The 15,762-nt window shown below is 42.5% G+C and carries 16 protein-coding genes; 10 read left to right on the forward strand and 6 right to left on the reverse strand.

All coding sequences use genetic code 11. The features are described from left to right. The first annotated feature begins 231 nt into the window (after positions 1–231). Entirely contained in the window at positions 232–1,386 is a 1,155-nt protein-coding gene (locus R0123_RS05065) for an 8-amino-7-oxononanoate synthase (RefSeq protein WP_323843315.1), read from the forward strand. Then, positions 1,383–2,168 carry a methyltransferase domain-containing protein gene (locus R0123_RS05070; protein ID WP_323843316.1) on the forward strand — a complete coding sequence of 262 codons (786 nt, stop codon included), beginning with the start codon at positions 1,383–1,385 and terminating at the stop codon, positions 2,166–2,168. Before R0123_RS05065 ends, R0123_RS05070 begins: the two co-directional genes overlap by 4 nt. Here R0123_RS05070 and R0123_RS05075 read toward each other — a convergent pair. The 6 genes from R0123_RS05075 to R0123_RS05100 form a co-directional block, all read right to left on the reverse strand. Further along, positions 2,165–3,052, reverse strand: coding sequence for a class II glutamine amidotransferase (locus tag R0123_RS05075; RefSeq protein ID WP_323841156.1), 888 nt, complete (start codon positions 3,050–3,052; stop codon positions 2,165–2,167). The two genes, R0123_RS05070 and R0123_RS05075, sit on opposite strands and share 4 nt — an antisense overlap. A 14-nt stretch (positions 3,053–3,066) precedes the next feature. Next, positions 3,067–4,089 carry a homoserine kinase gene (locus R0123_RS05080; protein ID WP_323843317.1) on the reverse strand — a complete coding sequence of 341 codons (1,023 nt, stop codon included), beginning with the start codon at positions 4,087–4,089 and terminating at the stop codon, positions 3,067–3,069. 192 nt (positions 4,090–4,281) lie between these two features. Next, positions 4,282–5,010 (reverse strand): amino acid ABC transporter ATP-binding protein, encoded by a 729-nt coding sequence (locus R0123_RS05085; protein WP_323841274.1) that lies wholly within the window; start codon positions 5,008–5,010, stop codon positions 4,282–4,284. Between the two features lie 110 nt (positions 5,011–5,120). After that, positions 5,121–5,783: an ABC transporter permease subunit gene (locus tag R0123_RS05090; protein WP_323841154.1), complete on the reverse strand. Its 663-nt coding sequence runs from the start codon at positions 5,781–5,783 to the stop codon at positions 5,121–5,123. Then, positions 5,780–6,523, reverse strand: a complete 744-nt coding sequence (locus R0123_RS05095; protein ID WP_323841153.1) for an amino acid ABC transporter permease — start codon at positions 6,521–6,523, stop codon at positions 5,780–5,782. Before R0123_RS05095 ends, R0123_RS05090 begins: the two co-directional genes overlap by 4 nt. A gap of 86 nt (positions 6,524–6,609) precedes the next feature. Then, complete coding sequence (locus R0123_RS05100; protein ID WP_323843318.1) at positions 6,610–7,557, reverse strand: glutamate/aspartate ABC transporter substrate-binding protein; 948 nt, start codon at positions 7,555–7,557, stop codon at positions 6,610–6,612. 373 nt (positions 7,558–7,930) lie between these two features. Here R0123_RS05100 and hisF point away from each other — a divergent pair, with 373 nt between their 5' ends. The 8 genes from hisF to R0123_RS05140 all read left to right on the forward strand — a co-directional run bounded on the left by hisF (position 7,931) and on the right by R0123_RS05140 (position 15,760). Next, on the forward strand, positions 7,931–8,719 hold the full coding sequence (gene hisF / locus R0123_RS05105) for an imidazole glycerol phosphate synthase subunit HisF (RefSeq protein ID WP_323841273.1): 789 nt from the start codon (positions 7,931–7,933) through the stop codon (positions 8,717–8,719). 182 nt (positions 8,720–8,901) lie between these two features. Then, positions 8,902–9,393: a 6,7-dimethyl-8-ribityllumazine synthase gene (gene ribE / locus R0123_RS05110; protein WP_323841151.1), complete on the forward strand. Its 492-nt coding sequence runs from the start codon at positions 8,902–8,904 to the stop codon at positions 9,391–9,393. Positions 9,394–9,613: 220 nt separating this feature from the next. After that, complete coding sequence (gene nusB, locus R0123_RS05115; protein ID WP_323843319.1) at positions 9,614–10,177, forward strand: transcription antitermination factor NusB; 564 nt, start codon at positions 9,614–9,616, stop codon at positions 10,175–10,177. A gap of 284 nt (positions 10,178–10,461) precedes the next feature. Then, positions 10,462–11,439, forward strand: coding sequence for a thiamine-phosphate kinase (gene thiL, locus R0123_RS05120; protein ID WP_323841272.1), 978 nt, complete (start codon positions 10,462–10,464; stop codon positions 11,437–11,439). Next, positions 11,439–12,026, forward strand: a complete 588-nt coding sequence (locus tag R0123_RS05125; protein ID WP_323843446.1) for a GTP pyrophosphokinase — start codon at positions 11,439–11,441, stop codon at positions 12,024–12,026. The genes thiL and R0123_RS05125 overlap by 1 nt, the downstream gene beginning before the upstream one ends. Next, positions 12,023–12,607, forward strand: coding sequence for a phosphatidylglycerophosphatase A (locus R0123_RS05130; protein WP_323843320.1), 585 nt, complete (start codon positions 12,023–12,025; stop codon positions 12,605–12,607). The genes R0123_RS05125 and R0123_RS05130 overlap by 4 nt, the downstream gene beginning before the upstream one ends. A 62-nt stretch (positions 12,608–12,669) precedes the next feature. Further along, positions 12,670–13,815, forward strand: coding sequence for an efflux RND transporter periplasmic adaptor subunit (locus tag R0123_RS05135; RefSeq protein WP_323843321.1), 1,146 nt, complete (start codon positions 12,670–12,672; stop codon positions 13,813–13,815). 1 nt (position 13,816) lies between these two features. After that, the gene (locus R0123_RS05140) at positions 13,817–15,760 is read left to right on the forward strand and encodes a MacB family efflux pump subunit (protein WP_323843322.1); all 1,944 of its coding nucleotides are present in this window, start codon (positions 13,817–13,819) and stop codon (positions 15,758–15,760) included. Positions 15,761–15,762: the final 2 nt, after the last annotated feature.

The raw sequence follows: 15,762 nt of genomic DNA on the forward strand, positions 1-15,762 counted from the left end.
TTTAATCAAAAAAAAATACAATGTTTTGTGATTAATGTCATGTCCTTGACAACAAATGCAACAACCTAAAACCAAAATCAAACCAAAATCTTTTTAAAAGTGCCAGCAACACCGATGCTTTTGATTTGGACATTGTTAATTTGATATTATTAAAACACAATTCAATACTTGCATTTGTGCCATATATTTTTTAAGATACGCCAAAATCAATACACCATAACCAACACACCAATGCACAAATTCCACCGCCATCAGGCATTGCTTGCCAACCTAAAAGCCACAGACAGTCTACGCCAGTTACGCCTCACCCCTCACAAGATGCTCAATTTATCCAGCAACGATTACCTTGGCGTGGCAAATGACTTAGACCTTAAAAATCAATTCATTAATACCCATCAAGACCATGCCGACTTCGTATTTGGCTCGTCGTCATCACGGCTTTTGACAGGCAATTTCACCGCTCACGATGAATTAGAAGACACACTGAGTACAGCCTATGGTCGCCCTGCCCTGACTTTTAATAGTGGCTATCACATGAATATTGGCATTTTGCCTGCCATTGTAGATGATAAGACGCTCATTTTGGCAGATAAGTGGGTACACGCCAGCATGATTGATGGCATCCGCCTTGCCAAACAATGCGGAGCAAAATTTTATCGCTTTAATCATCAAAATTTTCATCAATTAGATGAGTTACTCACCAAGCATCACGCCCATTATCGCCATATCATCATCATGACAGAATCGGTATTTAGCATGGACGGTGATATCACAGATTTGGCCCTATTGGTAGCCATCAAGCGTCGATTTGACAATGTCTCTTTGTATGTTGATGAAGCACACGCTGTGGGTGTATTTGGTGAGCGTGGACTTGGCGTAGGCGAAATGATGGGTGTGATGAATGAGATTGATTTTTTAGTAGGAACCTTTGGCAAAGCATGGGCAAGCGTAGGCGGTTTTATCATTTGTGATGGCACAATTAAAGACGCATTGATTAACACCGCAAGGCCTTTGATTTTTAGTACCAACATTCCGCCTGTTAATGCACTATGGTCAAATTTTATCGTCAGACAATCTTTGTTGATGACAAAAAAACGTCAGACTTTGCTTGATAATAGCCAGTACTTCGTTCACAAAATTTGTCAACTGGGTCTTAGCTGTCCAAGCACCAGTCAAATCATTCCCATCATCATCGGCAACAACCAGCAAGCCATCAATCTTGCACAAAGCCTACAAACACAAGGCTTTTACGCATTGCCCATTCGCCCACCTACCGTGCCCATGAACACTGCACGCATCAGGGTATGCTTAACAGCAGACATCACACGAATGCAGATTGATGAGTTTTGTCACATCTTAGAACACACATGGCAGGGCGTGCAATGACCACCAAAAACACCCATATTGATAGTCAAATGGTTGCTAAAAACTTCGCCAAAGCATATCTAAGCTATGACAAAAATGCCATCATTCAACAAAAAATTTGTCAAGAGCTGATACGACGATTACCAAACATCAGCCCAAGCTCTGTTCTAGAAATTGGCTGTGGCACAGGCAGTCTAACCAATCTTTATGCACAAAGATGGCAATTGGACAAACTGTATCTTAGTGATTTGCATGACAGCGTCAAAGCCAACCTTGTTTATTGTCCAACCGAATATCTGATTGGTAATATAGAACACTTACCATTGCCAAAGATTGATGTGGTGCTGTCAAGCTCTGCCTTGCAATGGATTAAAAATCTGCCATCTTTAATGGCTCGCATTCATCACGCTTTGCATGATGGCGGTATATTTGCATTTAGCAGCTTTGGCATGGATAATCTCAAAGAGATCAGGTCATTAACGGGTAAAGGCTTAGATTATCACGCCCTAGACGACATTAAATTCATGTTAAAGCAAGCAGGTTTTAAGGTGATGTACGCTTGCCAACGGTACCACACACTCAACTTTACTCACCCAAAAGATGTTTTACACCACATTAAAGATACTGGTGTATCGGTAGGTGGCGGTGTATGGAATAAATCATCGTTGCAGACATTTTATGATGACTACCACCAACGCTTTGCCATTCACCAAGAGGGCAAAGAGAATCGATGGCTATACCCCCTTACTTATGATGCACTGATTTTGGTTGCCAAAAAAGCCCACCAACTCCATCAATCCTAAACGCTTGCACCCACACTTCTGGCCAAAGCGATACCATCTTCAATGCTCATGTAGGTCTTTTTGCTTGGCGTGTCACAAAATACCACTTCACCTTCACAAAATACCAAACATTCATCAACAGCAATCTGTTGCCATTTTTCATTGGTGGTCAAAGGAATCGTTACCAAAATTGTTACCCTATCCTTGTTGGTTGTCATGTCGCCAAAGTTCACACTCACCTCACCATCGGTCAAGTGTGCCTCACCAAACGGTGCTTTGCGAGTCAGATAAAACAGCAGACTGCCTGCATAAGCCAGCTGCCAATTACCATTGGAAATCAAGCAATTAAACAGGCCATTGGCCGATAAATAGCGACACTGCGCCGTCAAAAATGCAAACAACATCTCATCAGATGGGCGAGTTTTGAAGGTGGCTTTTAGGCGATTTAAAAGATAACAAAATGCCAATTCACTGTCCGTCGTCCCTACGGGTGAATAATATTCAGCATTGCCATTAGTGTGCAAGCGTTCAGTGCGACGGATAAAACTGTTGGTCATCTGGCCATTATGTGCAAACGCCCACTGCTCGCCCCAAACCTCACGCACAAAGGGGTGTGTGTTGGCAAGGTTATTTTTTTCACCTGTGGTTGCCTTACGAATATGAGCAATGACATTCATCGCCTTGATGGGATAATGATTAATCAAATCTGCCACAGGCGATAGATGGCTTGGTTGATTATCATGAAACTGTCGCAAACCAATCCGACCTGATTCACTTTGCTCAAAAAAGGCAATCCCAAACCCATCAACATGATGGTCGGTCAACCCCCCACGCTGGCGAAACCCCTTAAAACTAAACCCAATGTCGGTGGGTGTGTTACAGTTCATTCCTAATAGCTGGCACATATCGGCTCACTTTTTTAGCTCAAATTTAAGTTTTGTGATTTTGCATTATTCCAATGCCAACTTGCCAAGCGTTTCATTAAGTCGGGATTTTTTACCATGATATCATCACCCGTCCGCCCTTGTTCACGATTATAGTGAATGACATTTAAGCGAAGTAGCCAAAAGATGGTTGCACTATAAGCCAGCATGATGGGCAGGGCAGATTGTTCGTCAGCGGTCAGTGGGCGGATACTCTCATAACCCTCGATAAAAGCCTTCATTTTATCCGTATTAAAATTCACGCTCTCGCCATCGGTTGCATCACCCCAAGTGGTACAAAAGTCATTGATGGTGATGGCAATATCCATCAAGTAATGCTCAACAGACACTTCAGTGAAATCAAGCAAGCCTGTCAGTTTGGCGACATGACCAGAAAAGTCCCACAGCGTATTGTCGGTAAACATATCCAAATGACACAAGCCTTTTGGTAAATTGGCAGGTAAGTTGGCATAAGCGTCCCAAATATCATTCATCAGCCGAGCCTCATCAGCAGGCATAAAACCAGTTTCACGCTGTTTGACCCTTGTCCAGTCATAAAGTGGTACACCATAATCTTCGGCAGGTTGCAAAGTTTGCAAAGTTTCGTGCAAAACAGCAAGAGCCTTGCCCATCTCAAAACACATTGGTTCATCGGTCGTTGTTGGGTGCTTGCCTGCCAGTTTTGGCACAACCAAAATCGCCTTGTTTTCATATCGCATCACACAATCTTCACCGACATTATTGCCCTTGGCGGTCAGTTTTATCAGCGGTGGTGCGATGGGCAACTTATCCTTCAAAGCGTGCATGACGGTTACCATTTTGATGATATCAGCAGGCACTCGCTCTTCATACAATGTGAATACATGACTAAATTCATCGCCAGCATCACCATCTGTCTGAATGAACCAATTGGAGTTTTTAATGCCCTGTGTGATGGGAGTGGCACGCTTAAATTTCACACCAAACAAGCCACAAAAAGCAAAAAATTCATCTTCGGATAAATGGGTATAAACAGACATGATGCTCTCGACAAAGTGATAGGATACCGTGATGGGATAAGTATGGCAATCAACCTATTTTAAAACTTTTTGGATCAATTTACCATCATTTATGTAAACATACCAATTCAACATCAAACCACGCCCCAAATCCAAACTAACATTCAATCAAGATAAAGGGCTGGCTTAGGTATGTGGTTTTTGTCTTGCGGATTAATGATTTAAAATCTTACTTAAAAATGACTGTGCTCGCTCGCTTCTTGCACCGCCAAAAAACTCATCACGACTACAATTTTCTACAATGTTGCCCTGGTCCATGAATATGATGCGATTTGCAACTTGGCGTGCAAAGCCCATCTCATGCGTCACGCACATCATCGTCATGCCATCTTTAGCCAGACTGACCATCACATCTAAAACCTCTTGAATCATTTCAGGGTCAAGTGCCGATGTCGGTTCATCAAACAGCATAGCGACAGGGTCCATTGACAAGGCACGAGCAATCGCCACACGCTGCTGTTGTCCTCCTGACAGCTCGGCAGGATATTTGTTGGCGTGTGCAGACAACCCCACTCGGTCAAGATATGCCAGACCTTTGGTATTGGCCTCAGACTCTTTGCGACCCAGCACCTTAATCTGGGCAACGGTTAAATTATCCTTGATGGACAAATGTGGAAACAGCTCAAAATGCTGAAAGACCATGCCCACACGACTACGCAATTTGGCCAGATTGGTCGCTTTATCACCTACCGATATATCACCTACCATGATTGTGCCAGCTTGAAACGATTCTAGTCCGTTAACCGTCTTAATCAAGGTTGATTTACCAGAGCCAGACGGTCCACAAATCACCGTTACATCGCCCTTATGCACATGGGCCGTGCAGTCGGTTAATACCTGAAAATCACCATACCACTTGGATACATTGCTGATTTTAATCATCATTTCATCAGTGGCATGCCCTGCGTCGGACACCAAGCCACCAAATTCATTTGTCCATGTGGTTGCATCAATTTGTTGTACGATTGTCATAATTTTTCCTTATTGTTAGCTTAAAATCTCAAACGGCGTTTTAGTGCATTAACCGCTGTGGAAGCTGTCAAGCTGATGATGAAGTACACCACGCCAGCCCCTAAAATATATGGCGTAAGTAGCCCCATCAAATCTCCACGCACATAAGATGCACGGAAAAAATCCACCAAACCAATGGCAAATACCAAGGTTGTATCTTGGAATAAGATGATACATTGTTGCAACACAAGCGGTAACATTCTGCGAAATGCTTGTGGCAAAATGATGAGTTGCATTGTCTGCTTATAAGTCATGCCCAGTGCATAAGCTGCCGAAACCTGACCCCGCCCAATAGACTGAATGCCTGCTCGCACAATTTCTGAAAAGTACGCCGCCTCAAATACCATAAACGCCACCACGCATGAGGTAAAGGCGGTATCTAATGTAAAAAACTTCCCCGTAATCCAGTTATACATCATTGGTACAGCAAAATAAAACCAAAGTAACACAAGTAGTAGCGGTACTGAGCGAAAATAATTCACATATAAAGTGGCAGGCACCGACAGCCATTTTTTGCCAGACAATCGCATCAGTGCCAGCACTGTACCGATGGCCAGACCACCAATAATGGCAAGAATTAGCACCTTTAAGGTTACCCAAAAACCCATCATCAAAGCAGGCATGGCAAGCTGTAATTCACTCATACTGCACCCCCAATCTGTCCTTTGATACGCACTTTTTTCTCCAAAACTGTCATGCCAAAAATCAGCGTCATATTAAAAATTAAGTAAATGATGGTTGCAAAAGTGTAAACCTCAAAATGATTTTGTGTGTATTCGCTGATTGTTTTGGTTTGACTGATCAGCTCTGCCACACCAACAAGCGATGCTACTGATGCATTTTTAAAACAGTTGGTCAACTCCGAACTCATTGGTGGCAATATCACTCGAAATGCCTGTGGCAAAAGCACATGACGATACACCTGAGCTGTATTAAATCCAAGTGCATAGCCTGCGTTCGCTTGGCCTCTTGGCAGTGATTCAATACCAGTTCTAACCTGTTCAATAATGCGTGCTGCGGTAAACAAACCCAAGCCGACACTTGCCGAAATGACAGCCGTCGTGTTAAAAGACAGTGATTTAAACCACCAATCCTGCATTGTTTGCGTCAAAAAACTCGGTGCCACATAAAACCAGAAAAATAACTGTATGAGCAATGGTACATTTCTAAAAAACCCCACATATACTGTGGCAATCGTGCGTGCCGTCTTGTTGGGCAGAGTTTTCATCACGCCAAGCACACTGCCGATGACAAGTGCAATCAGCCATGCTGCCGAGCCAATGACCAGTAACCAACCAAGCCCTGTTAGCAGCCAGTGCCAGTATAACTCACCACCCACACCAGTAGGCTGTAACAACACACCCCAATTCCAATGATAATTCATGCAAAATTCCTATCTATTCCAAAAAACCACTCAAAAAGAGTGGTTTTGTCAACGCTTTTGGTTGCATCAGGCAACCGTATTAAAAATTATTGCGGATCTGCTTTATCATGTGGGTTTGCCAATAGTTTTTTTAAGTTATCAGACATTGCAAAGTCCATATTGACATTTTTTGGTGGAATTGGTTGAGTGAACCATTTGTCATAGATGCCATTGATCTCGCCAGATGCGTAGACAGATGTCAAAGTATCATCTACAATTTTCTTAAAGTCGGCATCACCCTTACGAACCATACAGCCATAGATTTCAAATGATTGTGGCTCACCAACGATATGCCATTTGGCTGGTTCTTTTGACTTGGCACGCTCGCCTGCCAACAGCACATCGTCCATCATGAACGCATCAGCACGACCACTTTCTAACATTAAGAAGCTCTCGCCATGGTCTTTGGCCGAAACAATATTAATGCCAGCTTTTTTCTCATCGTTATATTGCTTGATGTAACGCTCAGATGTTGTTCCTGCGGTAGTTACCAAAGTTTTGCCATTAAGGTCAGCAAAATCATTGATGCCAGAATCGGTGGCGGTCAATAGACGCGTACCAATTTCAAAAAAACCAACTGAAAAATCAACTTGCTGTTGGCGTTCGGTGTTATTGGTGGTAGAGCCACACTCCAAATCTACTGTGCCATTTTGAATCAAAGGAATGCGAGTTTGAGAGGTAACCAGATTGTAGCGTACTTTCAAATCAGGCATTTGTAGTTGATTTTTAAGTGCTTCGACAACTTTTAATTGTAGGTCGTGTGCATACCCAACTGGTTGATTTGGATCATCTGCAATATAAGAAAATGGAATGGAAGAATCACGATGTGCCAAAACGATGGTGCCTGATTGCTTGATTTTATCCAGTGTACTTTGAGTGGTGGCTGGTTCTTTTGTATCAACTGCTGCATCTGTCGCAGGGGCTTTATCACCGCCACAAGCTGCCAACAATGCTGCCGATAGTGCCAAAACGGCAAATTTTGGTAAATGCTTCATAAAAATCCTCTTTTTATGCAAATAGTGTAAATAAATAGGTAAAACAGTCAATCTATCATGACCATATCACAAGACAGCATACAGCCAAAAATAAATTGCATGACTTCATCATAAAAGAAATTCACCCCAAGTGCAATATTTTTTTAACATTAATGATACTTTTGTGCAAAGATTGGTTAAATCAGCCGAATAAACATCAATTCTTGTCAATTCTTGTCGTTATCGATTCATCAAATGCTAAACCCAGTTGGCAGACTTTGCCAAGAAAATTTTTCTTAACAAAAAATAGAATATTAGGCATCTTAATGGTTGTGTAAATTTTTCTTTATTGTCATAATAGCCCACCAAATCCTCTTTGCTAAAGTAAAGGAAAATCATGCTAGCCAAACGCCTAATTCCCTGTCTTGATGTTGAAAATGGTCGAGTCGTCAAAGGGGTGAATTTTGTAGACATTAAAGATGCCGGTGATCCTGTGCAAGTCGCCACTCGCTATAATGACGATGGTGCAGACGAGATTACTTTTTTGGACATCACCGCAACATCAGACGGACGCAACACCACTTATGATATGGTTGAACAAATCGCCAAAAATATCTTTATTCCACTCACAGTGGGCGGAGGCGTGCGTAAAATTGATGACATTCGCAATCTTTTAAATGCAGGGGCGGACAAGGTTGGCATAAACTCTGCTGCCATCACTAACCCTGATTTGGTCAGTACAGCTGCCGCACGCTTTGGCTCTCAGTGCATTGTTGTATCCATTGATGCAAAACGCGTGGTCAAGGCTGATGGCAGTATTGGCTTTGAGATTTTTACACATGGTGGTCGCCATGCGACAGGCATTGATGCGATTGACTGGGCAGTACAAATGACTCATCGTGGGGCAGGAGAGTTACTCGTTACCAGTATGGATGGCGATGGCACAAGGGCTGGCTACGATTTGCTACTGACACGCACCATCAGCGATCTGGTAGATATCCCTGTCATTGCATCAGGCGGTGTGGGCAATCTGCAACATTTGGCAGACGGTGTACTACAAGGTGGTGCAGATGCGGTGTTGGCAGCAAGCATTTTTCACTTTGGCGACCACACAATCCAAGAAGCCAAAGAGTTTATGGCAAATCAAGGTATTTTGATGCGACTGATTAAGCAAGCCCAATAAGCAAACTTGCTTTAATTAAGGCAGTTTTGCTAGATAATCCACCAAATTATTTTTTTAGGTTGTTTTTAGGTGTTTTGAATTTTTAAATAAATGCTTGCAAAACCATCTAAAAATCGCCCTATTTTGATCAAAATATGCTATCATAGTCGGCAATTTTTTTAATCAATTTAAACGAGCAAAATATGAATTACACCACTCAAAAGTTCGCCGTCAGTCATATTGACGGTGCTTTGGACCAAAGCCAAGACCTACGCATTGGTATTGCCGTTGGTCGTTTTAACGGATTTTTGGTAGAAAGTCTGGTTGAGGGGGCGCTTGATGCTCTGCTGCGTCATGGCGTCAAAGGTGAGAATATCACAGTCGTGCGTGTGCCAGGAGCGTTTGAATTGCCATTGACCGCAAAACGCTTGGCGACATCTGGTAAATACGATGCCATTGTGGTGCTGGGGGCAATTATCCGTGGGGCAACACCTCATTTTGACATCGTAGCAAGCGAATCTGCCAAAGGCCTAAGCCATGTTGCCCTGCATCATGACATTCCTGTGATTAATGGCATCTTGACCACCGAGAATATCGAGCAAACCATTGAGCGTGCTGGCACCAAAGCAGGCAACAAAGGCTATGAAGCCGCCATGACCGCCATTGAAATGGCAAGCGTGCTAAAAGCCCTATAATCAACGCACCTCAGGACAAATTTAAGCGGTTTGCCCTTTTTTATTATTTAATAGCACAATCAGTCGTTTTGACACTCAGTTTCATCGTTCCAAGGTGTTTTTATCAATAACTATCCAAAAATTTCCAAAAAAGCTTGATGATAAAGATGAAAAAATAAGATTTTTGGTTTTTTGTTATGATCAATCAGCACCAAAACAGACACCCAAAAGAGCCATATCCATGACAGCCCAAAATACCGAATCCATCATCAAAAATGATGATTACAGCTATAAGACCAGCTACACTGCCGTGCGTAAGGCACGACGCTTTGCCCTACAAGGTCTTTATGAATGGCTGATGACCGATCATCGTTTTGCCAATGAACACCGTGATTTTTTAGGCGGTAACGAACCACACGCCATTGTCGCTCGCACCCGTGCAGATAACGCCATGCACACCGTACATTTGGGCTATTATCACGAGCTTATGCGTGAGATTCCAGAAAAAGCAGGCGAGCTGACGATTGAAATTTCGCGTTATCTTGACCGTAGTTTTGACCGCCTAGATCCCATTGAACGCGCAGTATTGCTCATCGGTGCTTATGAGCTTAAGTATAGCCTGCACATTCCTTATAAGGTCGTATTGGACGAAGCCATGCAACTGAACACTTACTTTGGGGCGACAGACGCACACAAGCTGATCAATGCCGTACTAGACCGCTATGCCAAACTGGTCCGCCAAACTGAGAAAAATGAAAAAATCACAGAGCCCAGTAAGACTGGCGATGTACCAAATTTGGGTTGAGTGTTTACAAAATGCGTCATTGAAAAATGGCGTATTTTTGATACATCAACACAAGCATCAAATCAGCCGTTGCATTCATCATTCAATTCAATTAACTTAGCTTAAACCTAACAAAAAACTTTATGAAATTGCCTTAAAATGTATTTTCCTTTAAATATATTTTAAGGCAATACAAAAGTCATCAATGGCTGACCATTTAATTCACCCATAGAAATAAGAACAATATTTTGGGCGTTCAATTTAAATCTGCAATTTGCAAGCCAAGTCTGCGAGTACCACCTAAAATGTCCGAATTTTCTTTGATTGACCGCCATTTTCAAAATGCCACCGCCTGCCACAAAAACACCGTGCTTGGCATTGGCGATGACTGTGCGATAAGCGTGCTACCGCCAAACTGTCAATTAGTTAGCTGTGTTGATGTGTCGGTGGCAGGACGGCATTTTGTCCACCAAACACCGCCCCACGCTATCGGCTACAAATCGGTGGCGGTCAATCTGTCCGACCTTGCCAGTATGGGGGCGACCCCTTATGCCATTTTGCTGGGGCTATCCCTACCCACGCATTTTGCCAATGACGCATTTTTGACGCCCTTTGCCCAAGGCATTGGCGACATTTGCAATGATTTTAAGGTCTCGCTCATTGGTGGCGACACCACAAAATCGGATATTTTAACCATTTCTATCACCGCTTTGGGCTTTATTGGACAAGGGCAAGCCATTCAACGAAGTGGGGCGAAAGTTGGCGATATTATTTGTGTCAGTGGCAATATTGGCACGGCAAGTTACGCCTTGCACCACATTCTTGACGATTTAAATGGCGACGGCAATGCCTGCCCAAATGCGTTGGCAAATCTGCCCACACCGCTCAAAACCGCCTTGCAATACCCAGTCCCAAAAGTGGTTTTGGGGCAACAGCTTATCGGTTATGCCAGCAGTATGATTGACATATCGGACGGTTTGGGGCAGGATTTGGGGCATATTTTAAAGGCAAGCGGTGTGGGGGCAAGATTGGATTTGGACAAAATTCCGTGTAGTGCGTTTTTGGACGCTCTGCCCTTTGCACAAAAATACCGCCATATTGTCAATGGGGGCGATGATTATGAATTGTGTTTTACCATAAATCCAGATAAATTTGCCAAATTTAATGCACAAAATCCCAATACCATTTATCCGATTGGACAAATTACACAAAATACAGGCATAAAGTTTTATTTTGATAACAAACCAGTGGATTTTGTGGTTAAAGGGTGGGAGCATTTTTGATGATTGATGTTATGGGCAACCCTATCAATATAGAAAAAACAGAACGGCTTATTCGTGAAATCAACCTCATTCACGCCAAATATTCTACTGATTATTTTGAAACAGGCAAAGTACAAAAAATCAATCTAAGCCATACCCTAAATAAAGTACCAATCGAGCATATTTTTTCTTATCGGCTGAATTTGCACGAAGCAATCAACGATTATTTATTGTTTGCTGACACCAAGGACATTGCTTTTTATTATCGGGTCAAAACCTCTGAAAGTATCCAAGATAAAATCAATCGCTATTTACAACGAGAAAATCAATATCCTGTCAATAATATTTTAAATGATATTTTTGGTGCAAGGATTGTTCTGCCATCTGCTGATATTGCGGTAATTTTTGATAATTTAGACCATTGGAGAAAAAAATACGGTTTAAAAAATTGGTATTTGCGAGATGTGGACGGCTATATCGGCATTCATATTTACTTTAAGAATGCCAGTAACTTTTATTATCCGTGGGAATTGCAGATTTGGGACGAAAAAGATGTACTAAGCAATATCAAAAATCATATTGCTTATAAAAGAGGATTTGTTAAATGACCAACCACAAACCCAATATCTACAAATCAAACCTTTGCCCCCCTTGTCCGCCTAGTGCCACCGCCTTTGACAAATTCATTTATTGGCTGGGCATTGGCTTGGGTTCTGGCTTACCCAAAAAAGCCCCTGGTACTTGGGGAACGGTGGGCGGTTTGGTTGTTGCAATGCCAATGCTTTTACTTGGATTTTGGGGATTTTTGACGATTACGATTTTGGGCGGATTGGTGGGCAGTTTTATTTGTGGTAAGACATCAGATTTAATGCAAGTTCACGATGACCCGCATATTGTTTTTGATGAATGGGTAGGAATGTGGATTGCGTTATTGCCAAGCGTATGGCTATTGGCAAATACACAAGATGAGAATAAAACAGGATTGGCATATCTGCACCCCAGTTTGCTTTTGTTATTTATCATACCCTTTGTCTTGTTTCGTTTTTTTGATATCATCAAGCCTTTTCCGATTAAATGGGTGGACAAAAATGTTTGTGGCGGATTTGGTATTTTGATTGATGATGTGTTGGCGGGGGTGATGGCAGGGGTGATTTGTTATGTGCTTTTTATGCCAGGGGGGTTTAGATAATTGAGGACAAGTTGAGTTTAGATTATTATTTGTTATAATATATTATTTTTTGGCGGTATCACATGACTTTTAAAAAGAAATTATTCATTGCTCTTATTATCATCGGTCTTTTTGTGGTGGTTTGGTTTTGGCAACGGCAACAACCGCCACAATTAGAATACTTAACCGAAACCGTAACGCTCACCGACATTGAAGAGACCGTGATTGCAGGTGGTCAGGTGTATGCTGAAGAGTTGGTTGATGTGGGGGCACAAGCGACTGGGCGAGTGGATAAACTTCATGTTAAACTTGGGCAACGGCTCAAAAAAGGCGATTTGATTGCCGATATTGATGCGACACAACAACAAAATACCCTAAAAGATGAACAAGCCAGTTATCAGGCGTTAATCGCCCAACATGACATAAAAAAATTACAACTTTCCCAATCACAAAACGATTTTAATAAACAAAAACAAGGCTTTGATGCAGGGATTGTGTCAGAAGTAGACTTGAACAAAGCCAAAAACGCCTTGTTGGTTGCTCAAAAAGAGTTATCTGCCAGCACATCACAACTTGAGCAGGCAAAACTCAAAATCGCCACTGCCAAAACCAACCTTGCTTATACTCGCATTACCGCTCCCATTGATGGCGTGGTGGTGTCGGTCGTTACCAAAGAAGGGCAGACCATCAATGCCATGCAGTCATCACCTACCATTATTAAACTGGCTCAAATTGATACGGTACAAATTAAAGCCAAATTCTCTGAAGCCGACATTCCCAAATTAAAAGTCGGTATGACGGCGAATTTTACTATCTTAGGCTTGCCAAATCAAAAGTTTAACGCCACACTAGAAGCGATTGAACTTTCCCCCATTGGCGATAGTTCGCAATCTGGTGCGGTGTACTATTATGGCTTATTAAGCGTGCCCAACCCCAATCACGAACTGTTTATTGGTATGACTGCCAATGTAACGGTGATGATTGCCAAAAAAGCCCAAACCCTTGCCATTCCACTCACCGCTTTGGGCAAACAAGTTGGCACGGACGAATTTGATGTGCAAGTCATAGACAATCAAGACAGCGATACGCCCACGATTAGCACTCGTAAGGTCAAAGTTGGTATCAACGATAAAATCAATACCGAGATAGTATCAGGCTTAAAGCAGGGCGAAAAAGTCATCGTCTCACAGTCAGACGGCAAAATAGCAACGCTAGATGTGGGGCTATAACATGAATACCCCCATTTTATCATTGGCAAACATTACCAAAAAATTTGGCTCTGGTGAAAACGAATTGCAGGTGCTACATGGCATTGATGTAGAGATTTTTGCAGGGGAAATGGTCGCTATTGTGGGTCAATCAGGCTCTGGCAAATCCACGCTGATGAATATTCTAGCGTGTTTGGACACCCCAACATCAGGCGATTATGCCATTGACGGCGTACCCACGACTGATATGGACAGTGATGCGTTGGCAAGTTTACGGCGGGATAAATTTGGCTTTATTTTTCAGCGTTATCAATTACTTGGCAGTCTAAATGCCCTAGAAAATGTCGCCATGCCTGCCATTTATGCAGGAACAAAAAACCACGAACGAGAACAAAAAGCCAAGCTATTATTGACAAAATTAGGCTTGGAGCAACGGCTTTATCATTATCCCAATCAGCTATCAGGTGGACAACAGCAACGAGTGTCTATCGCTCGTGCCTTGATGAATGGCGGTCAGATTATTTTTGCAGACGAACCGACAGGGGCGTTGGACAGCAAAAGTAGCCGTGATGTGATGGATATTTTAACCCAGCTTAATCAAGAAGGTCATACGGTGATTTTGGTAACACATGACCCAAAAATCGCCCAAAGTGCCGAGCGAGTGATTGAAATTTCAGACGGTCAAATTTTAACCGATACAAAAAAAACTCAAAGTAAGCCACTGAGTGTTTCGGCAAATTTTTCCCAAAAAGCCAAAAAAAACTTTAATATTCAAGCCATCAGTCGTATTAAAGAGGCATTTCGCATGGCGGTTTTAACCATGATTGCCAATAAGATGCGAACGCTTTTAACCATGCTTGGCATTATCATTGGCATTGCTTCTGTTGTGCTGATTGTCGCTTTGGGTAACGGCTCAAAACAGCAAATTTTAACGCAAATTAACAGTATCGGCTCATCAACGATTAGTGTTTCTACAGGGGTTGAAAATGGTGATGATAGCGTTAAGCCCAATGATTTAACCCTTGATGATATGTATGCACTTGAAAAATTGCCCTTTGTAGAGAGTGTGTCGCCTGATTTGTCAATGACCATGCAAGCCCAATTTGGTAATCACACCAAAAGCGTACAGGCGGACGGCGTGGGGATTAATCACCACCGATTACAAAATGTGGAATTTGTCGCAGGGGGTATGTTTCGTCAGTCGGACTTGGATAATTTTAGCCAAAAAATTATCATCAGTGAAAAAGTCAAACAAACTTTTTTTAAACAAAATGACGCCCTAGGGCAAGTGATACTGTTAAATGGTGTACCGACGACGGTTGTTGGCGTGTTTAAATACAAGGGCATTGAGGGTAATTATGACCGTGGTTTAAAATTTTGGTTGCCTTATCGCACATATCAAGCTCGCTTTGCAGGCGAGTCGCCACGGCTTAATAGCATTACGGTACTCTTAAAAAAAGACCAATCTTCTGCCTTGGCAAGCGAAAATATTAGCCAAGTACTCACCAAACGGCATGGTAAAAAAGATTTTAGCCTATTTAACAGCGATAGCCTTGCCAAAACGGTAGAAAAAACCGCCCAATCTTTGACTTTGCTTATCGGAGCGATTGCGGTAATTTCGCTACTGGTTGGCGGTATTGGTGTGATGAACATCATGCTGGTGTCAGTTACCGAACGCACAGGCGAGATTGGCGTGCGTATGGCGGTGGGTGCGACTTATAAAGACATCGTTTGGCAATTTTTGATTGAGGCAATGGTCGTTTGTGCATTGGGCGGTGTTTTGGGCGTATTATTGGCTGTTGGGCTGGGTATGCTTGTGCAACTATTTAATATTAAAGTGATTTTTTCCATTGCGTCTATTGTGCTTGCGGTGGGTTGTGCCAGTCTGATTGGGCTTGTGTTTGGCTTTATGCCTGCGCATCGTGCAGCAAAAATGAACCCAATTGATGCGTTAAACAAAGGATAATG

It is taken from the genome of Moraxella sp. Pampa, assembly GCF_035181385.1.
GTDB lineage: Bacteria > Pseudomonadota > Gammaproteobacteria > Pseudomonadales > Moraxellaceae > Moraxella.